This window comes from Halorubrum xinjiangense (assembly GCF_049604745.1).
In the GTDB taxonomy this organism is placed as follows: domain Archaea; phylum Halobacteriota; class Halobacteria; order Halobacteriales; family Haloferacaceae; genus Halorubrum; species Halorubrum xinjiangense_A.
In genome coordinates this window covers 1060150-1078400 of sequence record NZ_CP187140.1, presented here as the reverse complement: position 1 = coordinate 1078400, position 18251 = coordinate 1060150, and the positions used below count along the sequence as shown (strand labels likewise).

The 18251-nt window shown below is 70.1% G+C and carries 19 protein-coding genes; 8 read left to right on the top strand and 11 right to left on the bottom strand.

All coding sequences use genetic code 11. The features are described from left to right. Positions 1 to 85: 85 nt before the first annotated feature. Positions 86 to 1249, top strand: coding sequence for a 7,8-didemethyl-8-hydroxy-5-deazariboflavin synthase subunit CofG (gene cofG, locus ACOZ35_RS06395; protein WP_424015601.1), 1164 nt, complete (start codon positions 86 to 88; stop codon positions 1247 to 1249). A gap of 89 nt (positions 1250 to 1338) precedes the next feature. After that, positions 1339 to 2199, top strand: coding sequence for a mechanosensitive ion channel family protein (locus ACOZ35_RS06390; RefSeq protein ID WP_424015600.1), 861 nt, complete (start codon positions 1339 to 1341; stop codon positions 2197 to 2199). A gap of 79 nt (positions 2200 to 2278) precedes the next feature. Here ACOZ35_RS06390 and ACOZ35_RS06385 read toward each other — a convergent pair whose 3' ends face one another. The 3 genes from ACOZ35_RS06385 to ACOZ35_RS06375 all read right to left on the bottom strand — a co-directional run bounded on the left by ACOZ35_RS06385 (position 2279) and on the right by ACOZ35_RS06375 (position 4617). After that, the gene (locus ACOZ35_RS06385) at positions 2279 to 3730 is read right to left on the bottom strand and encodes an MATE family efflux transporter (RefSeq protein WP_424015599.1); all 1452 of its coding nucleotides are present in this window, start codon (positions 3728 to 3730) and stop codon (positions 2279 to 2281) included. Between the two features lie 71 nt (positions 3731 to 3801). Next, complete coding sequence (locus ACOZ35_RS06380; RefSeq protein ID WP_424015598.1) at positions 3802 to 4314, bottom strand: hypothetical protein; 513 nt, start codon at positions 4312 to 4314, stop codon at positions 3802 to 3804. Next, complete coding sequence (locus tag ACOZ35_RS06375) at positions 4315 to 4617, bottom strand: hypothetical protein (RefSeq protein WP_424015597.1); 303 nt, start codon at positions 4615 to 4617, stop codon at positions 4315 to 4317. It lies immediately after the preceding gene. A gap of 140 nt (positions 4618 to 4757) precedes the next feature. Between ACOZ35_RS06375 and thiE the strand changes: the two genes are divergently transcribed. Continuing rightward, the gene (gene thiE / locus ACOZ35_RS06370) at positions 4758 to 5390 is read left to right on the top strand and encodes a thiamine phosphate synthase (RefSeq protein ID WP_424015596.1); all 633 of its coding nucleotides are present in this window, start codon (positions 4758 to 4760) and stop codon (positions 5388 to 5390) included. A 9-nt stretch (positions 5391 to 5399) separates the two neighbouring features. Here the strand turns inward: thiE and ACOZ35_RS06365 are convergent, their stop codons facing one another. After that, positions 5400 to 6248 (bottom strand): SDR family oxidoreductase, encoded by an 849-nt coding sequence (locus tag ACOZ35_RS06365; protein WP_424015595.1) that lies wholly within the window; start codon positions 6246 to 6248, stop codon positions 5400 to 5402. A gap of 547 nt (positions 6249 to 6795) precedes the next feature. Then, positions 6796 to 7677, bottom strand: coding sequence for an HVO_0234 family beta-propeller protein (locus tag ACOZ35_RS06360; protein ID WP_424015594.1), 882 nt, complete (start codon positions 7675 to 7677; stop codon positions 6796 to 6798). A 150-nt stretch (positions 7678 to 7827) separates the two neighbouring features. On the opposite strand from ACOZ35_RS06360, the gene ACOZ35_RS06355 reads away from it, so the two are divergent. The 3 genes from ACOZ35_RS06355 to ACOZ35_RS06345 all read left to right on the top strand — a co-directional run bounded on the left by ACOZ35_RS06355 (position 7828) and on the right by ACOZ35_RS06345 (position 10458). Further along, complete coding sequence (locus ACOZ35_RS06355) at positions 7828 to 8805, top strand: nucleoside recognition protein (protein ID WP_424015593.1); 978 nt, start codon at positions 7828 to 7830, stop codon at positions 8803 to 8805. 92 nt (positions 8806 to 8897) lie between these two features. Continuing rightward, positions 8898 to 9062: a hypothetical protein gene (locus ACOZ35_RS06350; protein WP_199719457.1), complete on the top strand. Its 165-nt coding sequence runs from the start codon at positions 8898 to 8900 to the stop codon at positions 9060 to 9062. A 118-nt stretch (positions 9063 to 9180) separates the two neighbouring features. Continuing rightward, the gene (locus ACOZ35_RS06345) at positions 9181 to 10458 is read left to right on the top strand and encodes a CaiB/BaiF CoA transferase family protein (protein WP_424015592.1); all 1278 of its coding nucleotides are present in this window, start codon (positions 9181 to 9183) and stop codon (positions 10456 to 10458) included. Positions 10459 to 10504: 46 nt separating this feature from the next. Here ACOZ35_RS06345 and ACOZ35_RS06340 read toward each other — a convergent pair whose 3' ends face one another. From ACOZ35_RS06340 to ACOZ35_RS06325, 4 genes are read right to left on the bottom strand one after another with little or no spacing between them, the layout of a single operon-like run. Continuing rightward, positions 10505 to 11425: an HpcH/HpaI aldolase/citrate lyase family protein gene (locus ACOZ35_RS06340; protein WP_424015591.1), complete on the bottom strand. Its 921-nt coding sequence runs from the start codon at positions 11423 to 11425 to the stop codon at positions 10505 to 10507. Then, complete coding sequence (gene aceA / locus ACOZ35_RS06335; protein ID WP_424015590.1) at positions 11425 to 12465, bottom strand: isocitrate lyase; 1041 nt, start codon at positions 12463 to 12465, stop codon at positions 11425 to 11427. The genes ACOZ35_RS06340 and aceA overlap by 1 nt, the downstream gene beginning before the upstream one ends. A 4-nt stretch (positions 12466 to 12469) precedes the next feature. Continuing rightward, positions 12470 to 12667, bottom strand: a complete 198-nt coding sequence (locus tag ACOZ35_RS06330; protein WP_424015589.1) for a hypothetical protein — start codon at positions 12665 to 12667, stop codon at positions 12470 to 12472. Then, positions 12664 to 13029: a hypothetical protein gene (locus ACOZ35_RS06325; RefSeq protein ID WP_424015588.1), complete on the bottom strand. Its 366-nt coding sequence runs from the start codon at positions 13027 to 13029 to the stop codon at positions 12664 to 12666. The genes ACOZ35_RS06330 and ACOZ35_RS06325 overlap by 4 nt, the downstream gene beginning before the upstream one ends. Positions 13030 to 13321: 292 nt before the next feature. Between ACOZ35_RS06325 and thiL the strand changes: the two genes are divergently transcribed. After that, on the top strand, positions 13322 to 14233 hold the full coding sequence (gene thiL, locus ACOZ35_RS06320; RefSeq protein ID WP_424015587.1) for a thiamine-phosphate kinase: 912 nt from the start codon (positions 13322 to 13324) through the stop codon (positions 14231 to 14233). Between the two features lie 406 nt (positions 14234 to 14639). Here thiL and ACOZ35_RS06315 read toward each other — a convergent pair whose 3' ends face one another. Continuing rightward, a complete protein-coding gene (locus ACOZ35_RS06315) occupies positions 14640 to 15782 on the bottom strand; it encodes a thiolase family protein (RefSeq protein WP_424015586.1) in 1143 nt (380 codons plus the stop codon). 63 nt (positions 15783 to 15845) lie between these two features. Further along, positions 15846 to 17423 (bottom strand): 2,3-bisphosphoglycerate-independent phosphoglycerate mutase, encoded by a 1578-nt coding sequence (gpmI, locus tag ACOZ35_RS06310; protein WP_424015585.1) that lies wholly within the window; start codon positions 17421 to 17423, stop codon positions 15846 to 15848. 155 nt (positions 17424 to 17578) lie between these two features. Between gpmI and ACOZ35_RS06305 the strand changes: the two genes are divergently transcribed. Then, positions 17579 to 18238, top strand: coding sequence for an ArsR/SmtB family transcription factor (locus ACOZ35_RS06305; protein ID WP_424015584.1), 660 nt, complete (start codon positions 17579 to 17581; stop codon positions 18236 to 18238). Positions 18239 to 18251 lie beyond the last annotated feature (13 nt).

Below are 18251 nucleotides of genomic sequence, written 5' to 3'. Positions count from 1 at the left end.
GGCCGGCCGCGACGTAACCGGATTCGGTGTCATCGAGGGATCCGCAACCGCGGTTCTTTTTAAACGCCGACCGCGAGTGACGGCCGTGTTCGCCGGGGCCGAGGAGTACGACGTCGACGTCGCGGTCGACGAGCGGGCGGTCGAGCGACTGCTCTCGGTCTGCCCGGGTGACGTCGAGGCCGCCGACCGGCTCACCTTCGCGCGCAACGTGTTCATCCCGCTCACCACGGCGTGCCGGTACACCTGTACGTACTGTACCTACTACGACGTCCCGGGGGAGGCGTCGCTGCTGTCGCCCGAGGAGGTGCGCGAGCAGTGCCGCGTCGGGGCCGACGCGGGCTGTACGGAGGCGCTGTTCACCTTCGGCGACGAGCCGGACGACCGGTACACCGAGGTCCACGAGACGCTCGCCGAGTGGGGGTTCGACTCGATCCACGACTACCTCTACCGGGCCTGCGAGATAGCCCTGGAGGAGGGGTTGCTCCCGCACTCGAACCCGGGCGACCTGACCGAGTCGCAGTTCGCCGCCCTCCGCGAGGTGAACGCGTCGATGGGCGTCATGCTGGAGACGACCGCCGACGTCGACGCGCACTCGGGGGGCCGACGGAAGACGCCCGGCCAGCGGCTCAACACGATCCGCGCGGCGGGCCGGCAGGGCGTTCCGTTTACGACCGGCATCCTGGTCGGGATCGGCGAGGGCTGGCGGGACCGCGCCGAGAGCCTGCTCGCGATCCGCGCGCTCCACGAGCGACACGGCCACGTCCAGGAGATGATCGTCCAGAACGTCGTCCCCAACGAGCGTTCCGACTTTCCCAAGCCCGACCTCGCGACGATGCGTCGCGTCGTCGCCATGGCCCGCGCGGCGCTCCCGCCCGAGGTCTCCGTTCAGGTACCGCCGAACCTCTCGCCTGCCGCCGACCTCGTCGACTGCGGGATCGACGACCTCGGCGGCGTTTCGCCGGTGACGGACGACTACATCAACCCGGCCTACGAGTGGCCTGACCTCCGAGAGCTCGAAGCCGTGGCCGACGCCGGCGGCGTCCCGCTGCGCGAGCGCCTGCCGACGTACGCGCGGTACCTCCCCGAGGACATCCGGCCCGCGGGCGTCGACCCCGCTCCCGAGCCCGACGGTCGCGAGGCGTGGATCCCGTCGACGGTCCGAGAGCGGATCGCCATGGACGACGTCCATGGCCGACGGCTGCGCGCGGTCGCGCACGGCGACGGGCCGCTCGCGGTTCGGAGCGACTGAGTCCTCGCGGCGCGACGGACTCCACGAACCGGACGTAAACAACCGCGCTGCCAGTAGTTTCTTTATATAGTCGCCGCAAAGACCCTACGATGAATCCCTTACAGCTCGACGCGATCGCGAACGCAGTCGACGTGGCGGCGATCGCGGCGACGGCGCTCCGGTTCGTCGCCGGCTTCGTCGCCGTGTTGTTGCTCGGAAAGCTCATTCTGATCCCCGGGCTTCGCCGGATCGTCAGGTCTCGCGGGTTCGACGAGGCCGTGTTGAGCCTCGGCACGAACGTCCTCAACGCCGTCGTCTGGGTGGCCGCGATCGCGATCGGCTTCGCCGTGGCCGGCTACGGGAGCTTCCTCTCGGCGTTCGCGGTGTTCGGCGGCGCCATCGCGCTCGCGGTCGGCTTCGCCGCACAGGACCTCCTCGGTAACTTCGTCGCCGGCGTGTTCATCCTCAAGGACAAGCCGTTCGAGGTCGGCGACTGGATCGAGTGGGACGGCAACAGCGGCCGCGTCGAGGAGATTGACCTGCGTGTCTCGCGCGTCCGGACGTTCGACAACGAGCTGGTGACGGTGCCGAACGGCGACCTCGCGAACAACGCGGTGACGAACCCCGTCGCCTACGACACGCTCCGACAAAAGTTCGTCTTCGGGATCGGCTACGACGACGACATCGGGGAGGCGACCGACATCATCGTCGAGAAGGCCGAGGCCCACGAGGAGATCCTCGACGATCCCGGCGTGTCGGTCCGCGTCACCGAGCTCGGCGACTCGGCGGTCGGCCTCCAGTCGCGCTGGTGGATCGACGACCCCGACCGCGGCGACTTCGTCCGGGTGCGCTCCGAGTACGTCACCGCGGTGAAGGAGGCGTTCGACGACGCCGGCATCGACATGCCGTACGTCCACCGGCAGCTCACCGGCAGCGTCGAAGTGATCGAAGAGGTCGCGGACGACGAGTAGGACGCGGGGTTCAGCGCGGTCGACGACGACGCCCGCCGCGACGCTCCGAGCGCTCGCGGGGCACCGCGCCGTTGCGCGCTCACCCGACCTCTTCTTCCGCGTCGCCCGCGTCGGGCCGGTACTGCCGGCTGACGGCCTGCCAGCGGTTCGATCGGAACCGGTAGCCGTTCAGTCCGGCCGGCACGAGCTTCTCCGCCACCAGCGCCGCGTAGAGACCGCCGACGCCCAGCGGCGTGACGAGCCCGACGAGCGCGACCGGGAGCGCGAACGCGTACAGCCCGATCATCGACGCGAGGAAGGGCCACCGCGTGTCCCCCGCGCCGCGCAGCGACCCCGTGATCGAGCCGTCGACCCCGAGCGGGACCGCCGAGACCGCGGCCGCGACGACGAACGCTGCCGTCGCGCTCACCGCGGCCGGGTCATCGACGAAGACGCCGGCGATCGGCGTGGCGGCGGCGATCACTGCGGCCGACGCGAGGACGTAGACGACCGCCGATAAGGCGATCACGTCGCGGCCGTACGCGGTCGCGAGCGACTCCTCGCCCGCGCCGAGCCGCTGGCCGACGAGCGTGCTCGCGGCGATCGAGAAGCCCCAGCTGAAGCTGCCGAGTAAGGCCCGCACCCGGCGGCCGACCTCCAGGGCCCCGACCGTCGCGTCGCCGAACGACGACGCGATCCAGAGGAGCGGGAACACCACGACCCCCTCGGCCACACGGCGCGCGATGAGCGGCGCGGAGACGCGGAGCAGCTGGCGCGTCAGCCCTGCGTCGAACCACGGCCCGGAGACGCCGACCGGGACGGGCGAGGCGCCGCGGCCGAAGTAGGACCGCCCGGTCATCCCCCACGCAAGGACGAGCCCGACGGCGGCGATGGAGACGGCGGTGCCGAGCCCGGCGCCGAACACGCCCAGTCCCGCGCCGAGGACGAGCCACGTCGTGAGGACGACGTTCAACAGCGCGCCGCCGGCGCGCGCGACCATCGGGGTGCGGGTGTCCCCGACGCCGGCGTACGTCCGGCTGGCGATCATATTGAAGAACTCGAAGGCGAGCGCGGGCGCCGTGACGACGAGGTAGGTCGTCCCCGCGGACAGCGCCGCCCCGTCGCCGCCGACGAGCCCGATCAGCCGCTCCGCGCCGAGGACGTAGCCGGCGACGATCGGCGCGACGAGCAGCGCGGCCACGATGAGCGACTGTTTGACGACGAGCCCGGCCCGCCCGCGCTCGTCGCCGCCGTAGTTCTGCGAGACGAGCGAGACGGTGCCGCCCGCGAGCCCGATGGAGACGAACTTCGCGAGCTGCCAAAACGCGAAGGCGTACCCGAGCCCGGCGACCGCCGAGACGCCGAGCGCGTACCCGATCACGGCGAGGTCGACGGTGTTCTTCGACATGATCGCGAACCCCGTCACGATCCGGGGCCACGCGAGCCCCATCGTCTCGTCGAGCCGCGACCGATCGATGACGCCGGCCCGGTCGAGCGCGCCCGCGACCGCCTCGCCGACGCGAGCGGCGCCGTTCCGGAGCCGGGATAGCATTGGACCGCGATACGGACCGGGCGGGCTTGTGTCTGTCCGTCCGCGTCAGGAGGGAGCCCTCTCCGTCGTCGTCAGCCCTGTTCGAGCAGCGACCGAGCCCGTTGGACGTAGCTGTTCGCGTCCCAGCTGCGGGCGTCGCTGACCTCGTCGAGAATCGCCCTCGCGTCGCCCGCCGAGAGCGCGTCGGTTCGGACGAGCGCCGAGAGGAGCGTCGGCGTCGTGACGAGCCGCGTGTCGGCGAGCGACGCGTGGATCAGGCCCACCTGATTGAACTCGTCACAGAGCAACAGCGCGGCGTCGAGGTCGTTCGCGAGGGCGACGGAGGCGTTCTCGCCGTCGTCAAGCGGAAACTCCGCGTCGAGGTCGACCGACCGAGTCGCGATCGATCCGGTTCGGTCGAGGACGGCGGTCGCGGCGCGACCGTGCGCGTCGTCGTACGAGGCGGTCTCTCGGAGTTCTTCGGCGACCGCCGTCGGGACGATGACCTCGTACCGTTCCACGCAGATCGAGAGGGGATCGGGGTCGTCGCCGGCGGCGATCCCGAGGCTCACGAGGCCGGAGGTGTCAGCCACGAGCCGGGACATCTACGCGTCGGCGACCTCGTCGACGAAATCATCGTCCAACTGCCGTTTCAGCACGCGGAGGTTCGCGGCTTCCTCGGCGCCGACGAGCGCCTTGAGCTGCTCGAAGGAGATGTCGTCGTCGTAGTAGGCGGCCGCGATCTCCTGGGTGAGTGCGTCGTCGTGGGCCGCCTCCTGGAGGTACTCCCGCAGCGCCGTCACGAGGATGTCCGTCCGGTCCTCCCCGAGCACGTCCGCGAGCGCGTCGGTCCGGTCGATGAGTCGGTGCGGCGCCCGGAACTGGACACGTTTCTTGTCGCTGCTCATTATGTGTACAACGTGAGCCAACGTACTTAGCGATTGGCGTGTGTACAGTGTGAGCCTCGGGGGTCGGTTTCAGGGGCCCGTCTCGGTGAGCCGGTTCCGGAGCGCAACCGTTTTTATCTGACCACCGGAAGATACCACACATGAATATCAACGAGTGGCGGACGTACCTCGTCACAGCCGAGAGACGCTCCGCCGGGCGGACGACCCCGGACGTGGTCGCGGCTGCGCTGGAGGGTGGGATCGACGTCGTCCAACTCCGCGACAAGGGGAGCACCGACCGCGAGCGATACGAAACCGGAGTTCAACTGCGCGAGCTGACCGCGGAGGCGGGAGTCCCACTCGTCGTGAACGATCGGATCGACCTCGCCGCGGCGGTCGACGCCGACGGCGTCCACCTCGGACAGTCGGACCTCCCGGTCGAAGTTGCCCGCGAGCAGTTGGGCGAGGAGGCCGTCGTCGGCGTCTCGGCCTCGACAGTCGAGCAGGCGACGGCGGCCGAGGCCGCGGGCGCGGACTACCTCGGCGTCGGCGCCGTCTACGGCACCGACTCGAAGGACGTCTCCGGCGACCGGAACGGGATCGGGACCGAGCGGATCGCCGCGGTCGCCGACGCGGTCGAGATTCCGGTGATCGGGATCGGCGGCATCGACGCGGCGAACGCGGCACCCGTCGTCGAGGCGGGCGCAACGGGTGTGGCGGCGCTGTCGGCGATCACGGCCGCGGAGGATCCAGAGGCGGCGACCGCGGCGCTCCGGGACGCGGTGACGGAGTGAGGGGGGTCACTACTCGCGTTCGAACTCGGGGGCGAACAGCCGCGCCGACATCGGCGCCGGGTCGCCCTCGGTGAGGTTGTACTCAGAGAAGTCGTCGACGCCCGCCTCGCGGAGCAGGTCCTCGTCGTAGAAGCTGTTGCCCGTACACTCCGCGGGGTCGCGCGCGAGGATTTCGAGCACCGCGTCGGAGACGATCTCCGGGGTGCGCCAGTCGTCTTCGGTCCCGAGCCCGAAGTAGCGCGTCGCGCGGGTGTCGATGGTCGTCACCGGCCAGAAGGTGTTACAGCCCACGTCGTCGCTCGCCAGCTCCTCGGCGAGCGAGAGGGTGACGAACGACATCCCGAGCTTCGACCACGCGTACGGCGCCTTGCCCGGCGAGCGGTCGGTCGTGACGGGCGGGGCGTTCGTCAGCAGCCACGCCTCGTCGAGGTCCGCGAGGTGGTCGGCGAACGCGTGCGCGACGAGGTGCGTCCCGCGGACGTTCACGTCGGTCAGGAGATCGAAGCGGTCGGCCGGCAGGTCGGCGACGTTCGCCAGCTGGATCGCGCTCGCGTTGTTGATCACGATGTCCACTTCGCCGAAGCGGTCGATCGCCTCCTCGACGACCGCCTCGACGCGGTCCTCGTCGCGGAGGTCGAGTTCGAGCGCGAGCGCCTCGGGCCCGCGCTCGCGCACCTCGCGGGCCGTCTGCTCGATCGACCCCGCCAGCTCGGAGTCGTCGTCGTCCGTCGTCTTACCGGTCGAGACGATGTTACAGCCCCGCTCGGCGAGGGCGAGCGCGATCTGTTTGCCGATGCCGCGAGTCGTTCCGGTGATGAACGCCGTCGAGCCCGAGAGATCGGGGTCCGCGAGTGGCATACCACCCATTCGACCGACCGCGGGATAATTCTCGGTGGTCGATCCGCGAAAGCGAGGATGCGATATTTACTGCCGACGAGCGGCTGCGACGATCACTTATAAATACCAACTGCGGTGGCGTCGGCGGCGGCTCTGCCGCCGGCTGCCAGAGGGACCTTCGGTCCCTCGCTGGAGTCAGTCGGCCGGAGCATAGCGGAGGCCGACTGACGAGGCTGGGGAGGTGTGAGGTGCGGTCCCGCGAGCGACCGGAGGGAGCGAACGGGAGCACGGAAGTCGCAGCCCGCGCAGCGAACGGTGCGAGGTGCGAGCGGAGCGAGCACCTCGGTAAACGAGCGGCGAAGCCGCGAGTAGTGAGCGAGCAGGAACGTCTTCCGTCGGTTGCGATGCGGGGCGGGGCGGGACTCCAAGGGGCGGTCGTGAGGTGGGCGCAGGCTCGCTGCGTCCACCTCACGGCTGGAGCTTTGGAGGTGTTTTCCGCCGACCCGCAGTCGGTTCTTTATAAGCAATCGACTGAAGCTCCGGAAGTCTTCGACACGCGCTCGTCGATTTATTCCACGACCGCGAGCGCCACGCCGTTTACGTCCCGGACCCCGACAACCTGGTGGCGCCAGCCGTCGCCGGCGTCGACACAGAGCGTGCCTGCGTCCGTGACCGCGACGGAGACGCCGCGCCCGTACCCGAGCGCGACGGCCGTCTCGTCTACGGGCAGATCCGCGACCGCCCACGTCTCATCATCCCACTCGCCCGCGGCCGAGTGAACGAGCAGGTCGCCGTCGGCGACCGCCATCGCGTGGCCGTCGCCGTCGGCCGCGACCGCGTCCGCCGCGCCTTTTAAGGCGGTCATCCAGCCATTCCCGAGCCAGTAGAGCCCCGCGCCGGTCGCCGCGAGCGGCATCCCGGCGCCGGCGACGTCGCGGGCGTCGTCGAGCCCAACATCCGTGAGTCCGCCGCCGACGATCCGGTACACCCCGTCCGCGGCCGCGACGAGCGCGCCGTCGACCGCGCGGGGGTCCGCGACGGTTCCGAGCCGGGCCGTCGACGCGACCACCGTCCCGCCGTCTTCGAACTCGACGCGCTCGATCGCGCCGTCCTCTCGCGCGGCGATCACTCCGTCACGACCGCCGGCGGCGCCGACCGCGACCGCCGGATCGTCGTCGACTGCCTCGAACGCGGGGTCGTCACCGACCGCGGCGACCGAGAGCCCCTCGGGCGTGGCCGCGACGACGGAGTCCGCCCGCTCGTCGCGCGCGAGGACGGCGACGTCGCGGGCCGCGTCGCGAGCGACCATGTCGAACGCGCCGATCTTGTCGGCCGACAGCGAGACGCGGACGATCCCGGACCCCGTCGCGACGTAGGCGTCGGTGCGGCCGGCGCTGCCCGCGTACACGCGCTTTTCGTCGATCGAGATGTCGTCCTCGGCAGGAGCCATCGGGATGGCGTTCTCCGCGGCGGGACATAAGCCCCGCGCGCCGGCACTCTCGTCCTGGGCTCTGGTACCGCCGCGCGTTCCGACGCCGCGAGAACGCCCGCGCGTTCCGACGGCCATTTGAGCGCCCCTCGCGTACGTCGATTCGTACAGATGGTCGCCGCCGACCTCGCGACGCTGCTCGCGGACGTGGTCCCCCGGCTTGCGCGGATAACGGCGTTCATCGCGGGCGGCGTCTTCGCCGCCAACGTCGCCGTCGCGTTCGGGCTGGTCCGGTACGTCGCCGGGATCGCGGGGTGGCTCACGCGCCCGGCGAACCTCCCGGACGAGGTCGGCACGGCGATCCTCACGACCGCGGCGTCGACGACGGCGGGCTACGCCACCTTGGCGGAGTACCGCGAGGCGGGCCTGCTCGACGACCGGGCGACGCTCGTCGCGGTGGTGATGAACACGTTCTTCGGCTTCGTCCAGCACGTGTTCACCTACTACGTGCCGGTGTTGATCCCGATCCTCGGGGTCACCACCGGCGCCGTCTACGTCGGCGCGCGCGCCGGAATCGCGCTGCTGATCTCCGTCAGTGGCGTGATCGCGGGCGGACTCCTCCTCTCCGAGTCGAACGTCGACCGCTCTGCGCTCGCCGACGTCGACGCGACCGGGCCCGAAGGCGACGACCGTACCGACCGCGAGCGCGTCCGCGACGCGGCCGAGAAGTCTTGGGGGACCCTCCGCCGGATCGTCCCGCGGCTCGCGGTCGTGTACACGCTCGTCATCTGGCTCGTCACGACCTACGACGTGACCGCGCTGACGAGCGTCGCGGAGCCGATCACGGGCCTGCTGGGGCTGCCGGGCGCCGCGGTACCCGTCATCGCCGTGTTCACGCTCGACACGACCGCGGGCGCGGCGACGCTCGCAGGGACCGAGGCCGGCACCTTCACCACCCGGACCGCGGTCGCGTCGCTGCTCATCGGAAGCATCCTCTCGTTCGCCGTCTCGACGTTCCGGCGCTCGATCCCGTTCCAGTACGGGATCTGGGGCGCCTCGTTCGGCACGAAGGTGATCGTCGTCAACACCGCCCTCAAGCTCGTCTTCATTTCGGCGACTGTCGCGCTGCTGCTCGCGCCGGTGTGGTGAGGGCGCCCCGGCGTGGCGGGCCCGCGGCGACAGCCCGCGCCGGGGACGCCCGAATCAGTAGGTTCAACACCGCCCCGGACGGATCGGCGCGCATGGCCCTCGAAAAGGACGTGGACTGTCCCGCGTGCGGCGAGACCCGTTCGTTCTACCGGACCGCGGCGATGACGCTCCACCTCGGCGAGAAGACGAAGTGGCGCTGCCCCGACTGCGAGTACGGCTACGTCGAAATCAACGGGATCGACACCCTCCCGGCCTGATCCGGCCGCCCAGTCGCTGTTCTTCGTTCTCACCACCGCGCCGCAACACTCAGTAGCCCGGCGGCTGAGCCGGATCGCATGAACCGGACACGGCGGCGGTCCGCGGAGGCGAGAGCGCGTGGTCGGTGAGGCGCGAAATCCCGAGAGCGACGTCGGCCCGCTCGACGGGCTCACCGTGTTGGACCTCTCGCGCGTCCTCGTCGGCCCGTTCTGTACGATGCAGCTCGGCGACCTCGGCGCAGAGGTGATCAAAGTTGAGCGACCCGGTCCGGGCGACCAGACGCGGACGTGGGTTCCGCCGGCGTTCAGCAAGGGTGACGGCGGCGGGAGCGGCGAGGGCGGCGAGGGCGACGACGAGGGGAAGGAAAGCGCCTACTACGTCAGCGTCAACCGCAACAAGCGCTCGATCCAGCTGGATCTCACCACGGAGGCGGGCCGCGCGGTCGTCCGTGACCTCGCCCGCGAGGCCGACGTGCTCGTCGAGAACTTCCGGGTCGGCAAGACGGAGGAGTGGGGGCTCGGCTACGAGGACCTCGTCGAGGAGAACCCCGAGCTCGTCTACTGCGCCATCTCCGGCTACGGCGAGTGGGGCCCGGACCGCGACAGGCCCGCGTACGACATCATGATGCAGGCCCGCGGCGGCTTCATGTCGTTCACGGGCGTCGAGGGCGGCCCGCCCGTCCGGATCGGGGTCGCGCTCGCCGACGTGGGCGCCGGCATGTACGCGACGCAGGCGATCCTCGCGGCGCTCTTAGAGCGCGAGCTCGGCGACGGCCGCGGGCAGAAGGTCGACGTGAGCCTGCTCGACGGCCAGGCCGCGTGGACCAGCTACATGGCGACGAACTACTTCGCCAGCGGCGAACCGCCGGGGCGGATGGGAAGCAAGCACCCGAACATCGTCCCCTACCGGGCGTTCGAGACGAAAGACGACTACATTGTCGTCGCCTGCTCGTCAGACCGGTTCTGGCCGCCGCTGTGCGAGGCGCTCGACCGCCCCGACCTCCTCGCGGACGAGCGGTACGAGACCAACGAGGGGCGCGTCCGGAACCGCGAGGAGCTCGACCGCGAGCTTGAGGAGACGTTCGCCGCGATGACGACCGACGAGGCGGTCGAGCGGCTGGACGACCACGACGTGCCGGCGAGCCGCGTCCGCGACGTGAGCGAGGTGTTCGCCGACCCGCAGATCGAGGCGCGCGGAATGCTGGCCGAAGCGGAGCACCCGACCGCCGGGACTGTTCAATTTCCGGGCTCGCCGATGCACTTCTCGCGGACGCCCACGACCGTCCGCCGCCACCCGCCGGCGCTCGGCGAGCACACGGAGTCGGTGTTGCGCGAGTACGGCTACGGCGACGGCGACATCGACGAACTCCGGAACCGCGGCGCGATCTCGGAGTAGGTTCGGGCCGGCCGGGTTATAAAAAAAAGAAGGGTTGCGAGGAGCCCTACAGGATCCCCGCCTGCTCGGCGCGCGCGACGATGCCGCGGGCCATCTTGTCGGTCGCCTCGTCGACCATCTCGCCGTCGACGCTCACGGCGCCTTTGCCCTGTTCTTTCGCCTCCGCGTAGGCGTCGACGATCCGGCGCGCCTTCTCGGCCTCCTCGGGAGAGGGCGCGAACGTCTCGTTGGCGGGCTCGATCTGGCTCGGGTGGATCGCCCACTTGCCGTCACAGCCCAGCTGGCTCGCCCAGCGACAGGAGTCGCGGAACCCCTCCGCATCCTCGATCTCGGCGTAGGGGCCGTCGATCACCTGTAACCCCTGCGCCTTCGCCGCGTGGGCGATGCGCGCGAGCTGGTAGTGCCAGTAGTGGCCGGGGTAGCCGCCGCCGGAGCCGATGGTGAGGCCGGCGGCGCCGACGTTGGCGGTGTAGTCGCCGGGGCCGAAGACGAGCGACTCCAGGCGGTCGCTGGCGCGGGCGATGTCGGCGACCTTCGTCATCGCCTCCGGCGACTCGATCTGCGCCTGGAGGCCGATCTCTCCGACCGGCAGGTCGTTGTTTGCCTCGACCTGCGTCAGGAGGTTGTCGACGGTGGCGATCGTCTCCGGGTTGTTCGCCATCGGCACCATGATCGTGTCGAGGTACTCGCCGGCGCGCCCGACGACCTCGATCACGTCGTCGTAGAACCACCTGGTGTCGACGCCGTTCATCCGGTAACAGGGCCGAGTCTCGGACCAGTCGTATTCGATGAGCCCCTCGATGACGTTCTCGCGGGCGTCGATCTTCGCCGAGGGCGCGACGGAGTCCTCTAAGTCGAGGAACGCCTCGTCGGCGCCGGAGTCGGGCGCCCGCTCGATCATCTCCGGGTCGGAGCCCGGCGTGGCGAGCTGGCTCCGCCGGAGCGTGACGTCTTCCGGCCCGCCCATCAGTCGTCGCCCTCCGAGGCCGTGATCGGGTCGTTCTCGTCTTCGGTGAAGCCGGCCGACTCCTCCTGGCGCTGCCGCGCCTCGGGGTCGAACTCGGCCTCGACCTCCTGGTACCGCGGGACGAAGGAGAGCTCGTGGTGGCTCTCGGTTTCGTGACCGATGTACCGCTCTTCGAGGTCGAACTGCGCCTCCTCGTCGTTCTCGGCGATGTTCTCGAAGTCCTCGTAGGCGGCGTGAGCCCCCGAGTGGAGCCCGTACAGCGTGATGAAGATGTACTGGTAGCCCAGATCGCCCAGCTCCTCGAAGGTGAGCGGATCCTCCTCTGCGCCCCACTCGAACGATGAGGAGTAGTTGAAGGCGAGATCCAGATCGGGGTGGGTCTCGTGGATCGTCTCGGCGTACTCGACCGCGTCCTCGCGCGAGGGGTCGGGCATCTCGGGCCAGACGAGGTCGACGCCGGCGTCGGCGTAGATCCGGCCGCGTTCGAGGTGCTCCTCCCAGTCGCCGTTGGCGGAGCCGTACGCGTCGGTGCGAGCGATGATGACCGTGTCCTCGCTCTGCTTGGCGTCGACCGCGGCCTCGAACCGCGAGCGCGCCTGCTCGCGGGAGACGATTTGCTTGCCCGCGATGTGGCCGCAGCGCTTCGGCGAGGTCTGGTCCTCGATGTGGACGGCGGCGACGCCGGCCTTCTCGTACTCGCGGACCGCGCGTCGGACGTTATGGACGCCGCCGTAGCCGGTGTCGCAGTCGGCGATGACGGGGAGGTTCGTCGCCTCGACCATGCGCTTGGCGTTCTCGACCATCTCCGACATGGTGACCATCTCCAGGTCGGGGAAGCCGAACTGGCCGAGGACGGTCGAGTAGCCGCTCATGTAGGCCGCGTCGAGCCCGGCCATCTCCGCGAGGCGGGCGTCGAGCGCGTGGTAGATCCCGGGCGCGAACGTGTACTCCTGCTCGTCGAACAGCTCGCGGAGCTTCCGGCCGGCCGGGTTGTCGATATCTCTCGTGAAGACGTCGTCGTCGAGTTCGTTGGGATTCATCGGATTACTGCGTGGAGTCGTCGGCTGCGGTGCGGTTCGTCGTCGCGCGTCGCTCGTCGGCGCTGCGGCTGTCCGCGGAGCGTCGGTCGGCGCGGCGTCCGCCGTCCGTGCGTGCGGTGGACGCGAACGTCGTGGAGTCCGGTCGCGGGCCGTCGCCGGTGCCCGTCATGGGAACGGCGCGGCGCGTCGCGTTCGCCGTCATCGCGACCCCCCGTCCGTCCGCGTCCGCGAGGCGGGACGCAGGTCGGGGACGAGCGGCGCGTCGCGCTCGCGGTCCGTCGGCGGACGCGTCGGCCGGCGCGTGTCGGTTGTCGTCGGCTGCCGGGCGTCGGTCGTCGACGGCTGCCGGGCGTCGGTCGCCGTCGAGGAGCCGGGCGTCCGCGTCCCCGTCGATCGGCGGGTCGCGATCGTCGGGACGAGCGGCGCGCCGGCCTCCTCGGTGAGGGGGATGCGGCCGGGGATCGTCCGCGGAGGAGTAGTCGTCGGGTTCGAACCGGTCGTTCGATCGGTCGTGCTGTCGGTGCGTCGGGTCGTGTCGTCGGGCGTGTCGTTAGGTGTCGTCATCGGGTCGTGTGGGCGGTTGCGGCGGTCGTCTGGTGATCGAGTCCGTGCGTCGGGTCGCTGCGTGTCCGTGTACGGGTACTGCCATTGCGAACGGAGAAATTCGGAGGAGGATAATAAACATAATGATTGATAATGATAATATTCGTTAATGTGTATTACCCGTTTAAATGGTTCGTGACAACATGGAACATGGACGAGGCGGCCGTCGCAAAGTCGTGGGGCGCCGCCGACGTCGACGACGCCCGCCTCCCGGACCGATCGCTTATTGGCTCCACGCGCGGAGATTCGGGTAGTGAACGAGCGCGACGCCCTTCGGGCCCTCACCGCCGACCTCCCGCACGCGGGCGACGACGCCGCCGTAATCGACGGGACGGCCATCACGACGGACATGCTCCACGAGCGGACCGACTTCCCGCCGGGGACGACGCGGTACACCGCCGGCTGGCGCGCGGTGGGCGCGTCGCTCTCGGACGTGGCCGCGATGGGTGCCGCGGCGAGCGCCGCGGTCGCCGTCTACGCCGACGAGGCGTTCGACCGCGAGGAGCTGAATCGATTCGTCGCGGGCGCGGTCGACGTCTGCGAGGCGGTCGACGCCGAGTACGTCGGCGGCGACCTCGACGAGCACGTCGAGTTCACCACCGCGACCACCGCGATCGGGGACGTGACCGAGGCTGGCGCCGTTACCAGAGACGGGGCGCGGCCGGGCGACGCGCTCTGCGTCACCGGCGAATGGGGCCGCTCCGCGGCGGCGCTGCGGCTGTTTAAAAAGGACGCCGACGAGGCGGTTGAGCGCGCGAACGAGCTGTTTCGGTTCACGCCGCGGGTGGCCGACGGGGTCGTGCTGGCTCCGAGCGCGACCGCGATGATGGACTCCTCGGACGGGCTGGCGCGGTCGTGTCACCAGCTCGGCGAGGCGAGCGAGGTCGGAATTGAGGTGGATCGGGATGCGGTTCCGGTCCATCCCGCGGTCGAGGAGGTGGCCGAAGATTCGGCGGAGCGGTTCGAACTGGCGGCGCACTTCGGCGAGGACTTCGAGCTGGTCTGTGCGGTGCCCGAATCAGAGGTTGATGAGGTCGAAGCGGCGTGTCCCGCGGGGCTCACGCGAGTCGGAACCGTGGTTGAGGCGTCTGATGAGGGGGGCCCGCGTGTCCTCGCCGACGGCGACCCCCTGCCCGACCGCGGCTTCACGCACGGAGACGAGTAAGTCGGCGAAGCCCCGGCCGTTCGTTTATAAATAATCGACCCCAGAGCGACTGCGAACACCGCCGAAGTCTGAGCCGCCTGTTTATAAATAATCAACTACCGATTGACGGCGAACACCGCCGAAGCCCCGGTCACGAGGCGGGCGCACGCTCGCTGCGCTCCTCACTCAGTCGCTCGCGCTGCTCGCTCCTTCGTTGCGGTGCTTACGTCGCGTGCGCCCGCCTCGCGACCGCCCCTTCGAGTCCCACCCCGCACAGCACCGCAGCCTCACACCTCCCCAGCCTCGTCGGTGGTCCTCCGCTTCGCTCCGGACCACCGACTCCCTCGCGCGTGCTGACTCGCGGCCGCCGATGGCGGCCGCTCGCAGGCACGCGCCACCGCAGAAATGTTTCTGCCCTGTGTGCCGACTACCGCAGGAACTCGATTGCCGCACCCTGTCCGAAGCCGACGCAGAGCGTCGCGAGGCCGCGCTCGGCGTCCTGCTTTTGCATCTCGTGGAGCAGCGTGACGGGGAGGCGCGCGCCGGAGGCGCCGAGCGGGTGGCCGAGGGCGATGGCGCCGCCGTTGACGTTGTAGCTGTCTTCGTCGATGCCGAGCTCGCGCCGCGAGTACTCGCACTGCGAGGCGAACGCCTCGTTGAGCTCAACGAGGTCGTAGTCGTCGATGGTCGTCCCGGCGCGGTCGAGCAGGCCTCGCGTCGCGGGCACCGGACCGATCCCCATCACGGTCGGGTCGACGCCGGCGACGTTGTTCGTGCCGACCTCGGCGAGCACGTCGAGGCCGTGCTCCTCGGCGAACGCCTTACTCGTCACGACCGTGAGCGACGCGCCGTCGGAGATCTGCGAGGAGTTCCCCGCGGTCACTGTGCCGTCGCCGGTGAAGGCGGGCGAGAGGCCGGCGAGCTTCTCGGCGGTCGTGTCCGGGCGGATCCCTTCGTCCTCCTCGACCAGTCCGTCGTCGGTCTCGACGGGGACGATCTCGTCGTCGAACCGGCCGGATTCAGTCGCCTCCGCGGCGCGCTGGTGGCTGCGGGCGGCGTACTCGTCTTGCGCCTCGCGGCTCACGTCGTACTCCTCGGCCACCTTCTCGGCGGTCATCCCCATCTGAAGCTGGAAGATGTTGTACTGTTCGGAGAGCTCGGGGTGGAGGTGTTCGTAGGAGTCGCCGTCCATCGGGACGCGGCTCATGTTCTCGACGCCGCCCGCGATGATGCAGTCGCGGTTGCCCGCGGCGATCGCGTCGGACGCGGAGATGACCGCCTGCATCGAGGAGGCGCACCACCGGTTGATCGAGGTGGCGGGCACCGACTCGCCCAGCTCCGAGAGGAGCGCGATGACGCGCGCGACGTTGTTGTCCTGCTCGGTCCGCTGCTGGGCGACGCCCCACATCAGGTCGTCGACGTGCTCGCTGGTCAGTCCCGTCTCTTCGAGGGCATGGTCGATGAGCGTCGTCGAGAGGTCCTCGCTGCGGACGTCCGCGTAGACGCCGCCGTCTTTCCCCTGCGGCGTTCGGTAGGCGGCCGCGATCACGGGCGTGGTCTGGTCTGTCATGAAAGATAACAGGTGAGTCGGCGTATTAAAACGCCGTGGAACGAGCGAGAATCGATCCGAAGTTTATCGTTTATTTTCGAGCAGGCTCTCGCCGGTCATCTTCGCCGGGCGGTCGAGACCGATCAGTTCGAGCAGCGTCGGCGCGATGTCGCAGAGCGACCCGCCCTCGCGGACCGCGCGGCCGCCGTCGTCGCCGTCGGGTGTCAGGTAGACGAACGGGACCGGGTTGAACGTGTGGGCGGTGTGGGGGTCCTCGGGGGTCCCCATGTCGTCGGCGTTGCCGTGGTCGGCGGTGACGAGCGCGTGGCCGCCGGCGTCGGCGATGGCGTCGAGGAGGCGGGAGAGCTGCGCGTCGACGGCCTCGACGGCCTCGACGGCGGCGTCGAAGTCGCCGGTGTGGCCCACCATGTCCGGGTTCGCGTAGTTGAGCACCAATAGGTCGGGGTCCTTCTCGTCGATGATCGCGAGCGCCTCGTCCGTGAGCTCCGGCGCCGACATCTCCGGCTGCTGGTCGTACGTGGGGACGTCGGGGCTCTCCACGATCTCGCGCAGCTCCCCGGGGAACTTCACCTCGCGGCCGCCGTTGAGGAAGTAGGTCACGTGGGGGTACTTCTCCGACTCCGCGATCCGGAGCTGCGTGAGCCCCGCGTCGGCGACGACCTCGCCGATCGTGTCCTCGGGGATCGCCGGTGGAAACGCGACCGGGAACGTGAACGTCTCGTCGTACTCGGTCATCGTCGTCATCCGAACGTCAGGCTGGTCGAGCTCGAACGCCCACTCGGGGCGCGTGTCGGTCAGCATCCGGACGAGCTGGCGGGCGCGGTCCGCCCGGAAGTTGAAGAAGATCACGGCGTCGCCGTCGTCTAGTGCGGGCTCGCCGTCGACCAGCGTCGGCGCGATGAACTCGTCCGTCTCGCCGCGGGCGTGGGCCTCGCGGGCGGCCGCGACCGCGCTCTCGGCGCGGTAAGGCGCGTCGCGCTCGACGATCGCGTCGTACGCCTTCTTCGTTCGTCCCCAGTTCTCGTCGCGGTCCATCGCGTGGTAGCGCCCCGTGACGGTCGCGACGTGGCCGGTGCCGCGCTCGTCGGCCTTCGCGGTCACCGCGGCGAGGAACTCGTCGGCGATCTCCGGGGCCGTGTCGCGCCCGTCGGTGAACGCGTGGCTGGTCGCCGGGACACCCGCGTCGGCGGCGGCGTCGATCAGCGCGAGCAGGTGTTCGACGTCGGAGTGGACGCCGCCGTCGGAGACGAGCCCCATGAAGTGGACCCGGCCGCCGGTCGACTTCGCGTGCTCTACGGCCTCCGCGATGGCGTCGTTGTCTGAGAGCGAGCCCTCGTCGAGCGCGTCCGTGATCCGGGTGTACGCCTGTTTGACGACTCGGCCCGCGCCGATGTTCAGGTGGCCGACCTCCGAGTTCCCCATCTGTCCCTCGGGGAGCCCCACGCGCCGCCCGTGGACGACGAGGCGGCCGTCGGCGCCGCGGGCGGTCGCGTCGTCGAACGCCGGCGTGTCGGCGACCGCGACCGCGTCTCGGCCCACCGGGCGCCCCGAGGGGTCGACCGTCTCGCCGTCCTCGCCGTCGCCGCCTCCCGCGCCGCTTCCGAGTCCCCAACCGTCGAGGACGATGAGTGCCGTCTCCATACGACCCGTTTCGCTCCCCGGACTAACTACCCTTCGCTCCGGCCGATAGGGGTGCGCCGGCGGGCGTGCGCCGATGGGCCGATTCCGGGACCGCACGTTCCCGACCCGCGCTCCGGAAGCCAGCCTTTTATATTCGCGACGCTAACCACACGTTAATGGACTCCGCGGTACTGCTCGATCTCCTCGGCAACGAGAACCGGCGGCGCATCCTCCGGCTTCTCGCCACCAAGCCCTGCTACGTCACGGAGATCTCGGAGTACCTCGACGTGAGCCCGAAGGCGGTGATCGACCACCTGCGGAAGCTGGAGGAGGCCGGTCTCGTCGAGTCGACGACGGACGACCAGCGGCGGAAGTACTTCCGGATCGCGCGCAGCCTCCGGCTGGAGGTGAGCGTCTCGCCGTACGGCTTCGGCGCGAAGAGCGCGTACCCGGCGAAGAACAGCCTCGACATGTCCGGCCGCTGTCCGCACCTCTCGATCGAGGCCCCCGACGGGTCGGGCTCGACAGGCGACCTCGCGGACCTCGCCGAGGAGTTCGCGCGCCTTCAGGACCTCGACCGCGAACTGTCGCTGGCCCAGCGATGGGTCCAGGGCCGCGTCGAGGACACCCTCGCCGAGATCGACGAGCGGCTCGGTGGGCAGGCCGACAGCCGCTTCTTCGCGGCCGTCATCGCCGCGGTGGTCGAGACGGACGGCACGCCGGCAGCGGTCGCCGACGAGGTCGGCGCGCGGGAGTCGACGGTCAAGGGCGCGCTCCGCCAACTCTCCGACGTCGGCGTCGTCTCTCGCGATACCGACGGGTACCGGGTCCGGTAGCGTGTACCGCTCC

Excerpts from the sequence above, each read along its gene's own strand:
- ACOZ35_RS06390 (WP_424015600.1), top strand. The coding sequence starts at position 1,339 with ATGAATCCCTTACAGCTCGACGCGATCGCGAACGCAGTCGACGTGGCG.
- ACOZ35_RS06330 (WP_424015589.1), bottom strand. The coding sequence starts at position 12,667 with ATGACGGCGAACGCGACGCGCCGCGCCGTTCCCATGACGGGCACCGGC.
- aceA (WP_424015590.1), bottom strand. The coding sequence starts at position 12,465 with ATGAATCCCAACGAACTCGACGACGACGTCTTCACGAGAGATATCGAC.
- ACOZ35_RS06375 (WP_424015597.1), bottom strand. The coding sequence starts at position 4,617 with ATGAGCAGCGACAAGAAACGTGTCCAGTTCCGGGCGCCGCACCGACTC.
- gpmI (WP_424015585.1), bottom strand. The coding sequence starts at position 17,423 with ATGGAGACGGCACTCATCGTCCTCGACGGTTGGGGACTCGGAAGCGGC.
- ACOZ35_RS06385 (WP_424015599.1), bottom strand. The coding sequence starts at position 3,730 with ATGCTATCCCGGCTCCGGAACGGCGCCGCTCGCGTCGGCGAGGCGGTC.
- ACOZ35_RS06380 (WP_424015598.1), bottom strand. The coding sequence starts at position 4,314 with ATGTCCCGGCTCGTGGCTGACACCTCCGGCCTCGTGAGCCTCGGGATC.
- ACOZ35_RS06360 (WP_424015594.1), bottom strand. The coding sequence starts at position 7,677 with ATGGCTCCTGCCGAGGACGACATCTCGATCGACGAAAAGCGCGTGTAC.
- ACOZ35_RS06355 (WP_424015593.1), top strand. The coding sequence starts at position 7,828 with ATGGTCGCCGCCGACCTCGCGACGCTGCTCGCGGACGTGGTCCCCCGG.
- ACOZ35_RS06325 (WP_424015588.1), bottom strand. The coding sequence starts at position 13,029 with ATGACGACACCTAACGACACGCCCGACGACACGACCCGACGCACCGAC.
- ACOZ35_RS06350 (WP_199719457.1), top strand. The coding sequence starts at position 8,898 with ATGGCCCTCGAAAAGGACGTGGACTGTCCCGCGTGCGGCGAGACCCGT.
- ACOZ35_RS06315 (WP_424015586.1), bottom strand. The coding sequence starts at position 15,782 with ATGACAGACCAGACCACGCCCGTGATCGCGGCCGCCTACCGAACGCCG.
- ACOZ35_RS06305 (WP_424015584.1), top strand. The coding sequence starts at position 17,579 with ATGGACTCCGCGGTACTGCTCGATCTCCTCGGCAACGAGAACCGGCGG.
- ACOZ35_RS06365 (WP_424015595.1), bottom strand. The coding sequence starts at position 6,248 with ATGCCACTCGCGGACCCCGATCTCTCGGGCTCGACGGCGTTCATCACC.
- thiE (WP_424015596.1), top strand. The coding sequence starts at position 4,758 with ATGAATATCAACGAGTGGCGGACGTACCTCGTCACAGCCGAGAGACGC.
- ACOZ35_RS06340 (WP_424015591.1), bottom strand. The coding sequence starts at position 11,425 with ATGGGCGGGCCGGAAGACGTCACGCTCCGGCGGAGCCAGCTCGCCACG.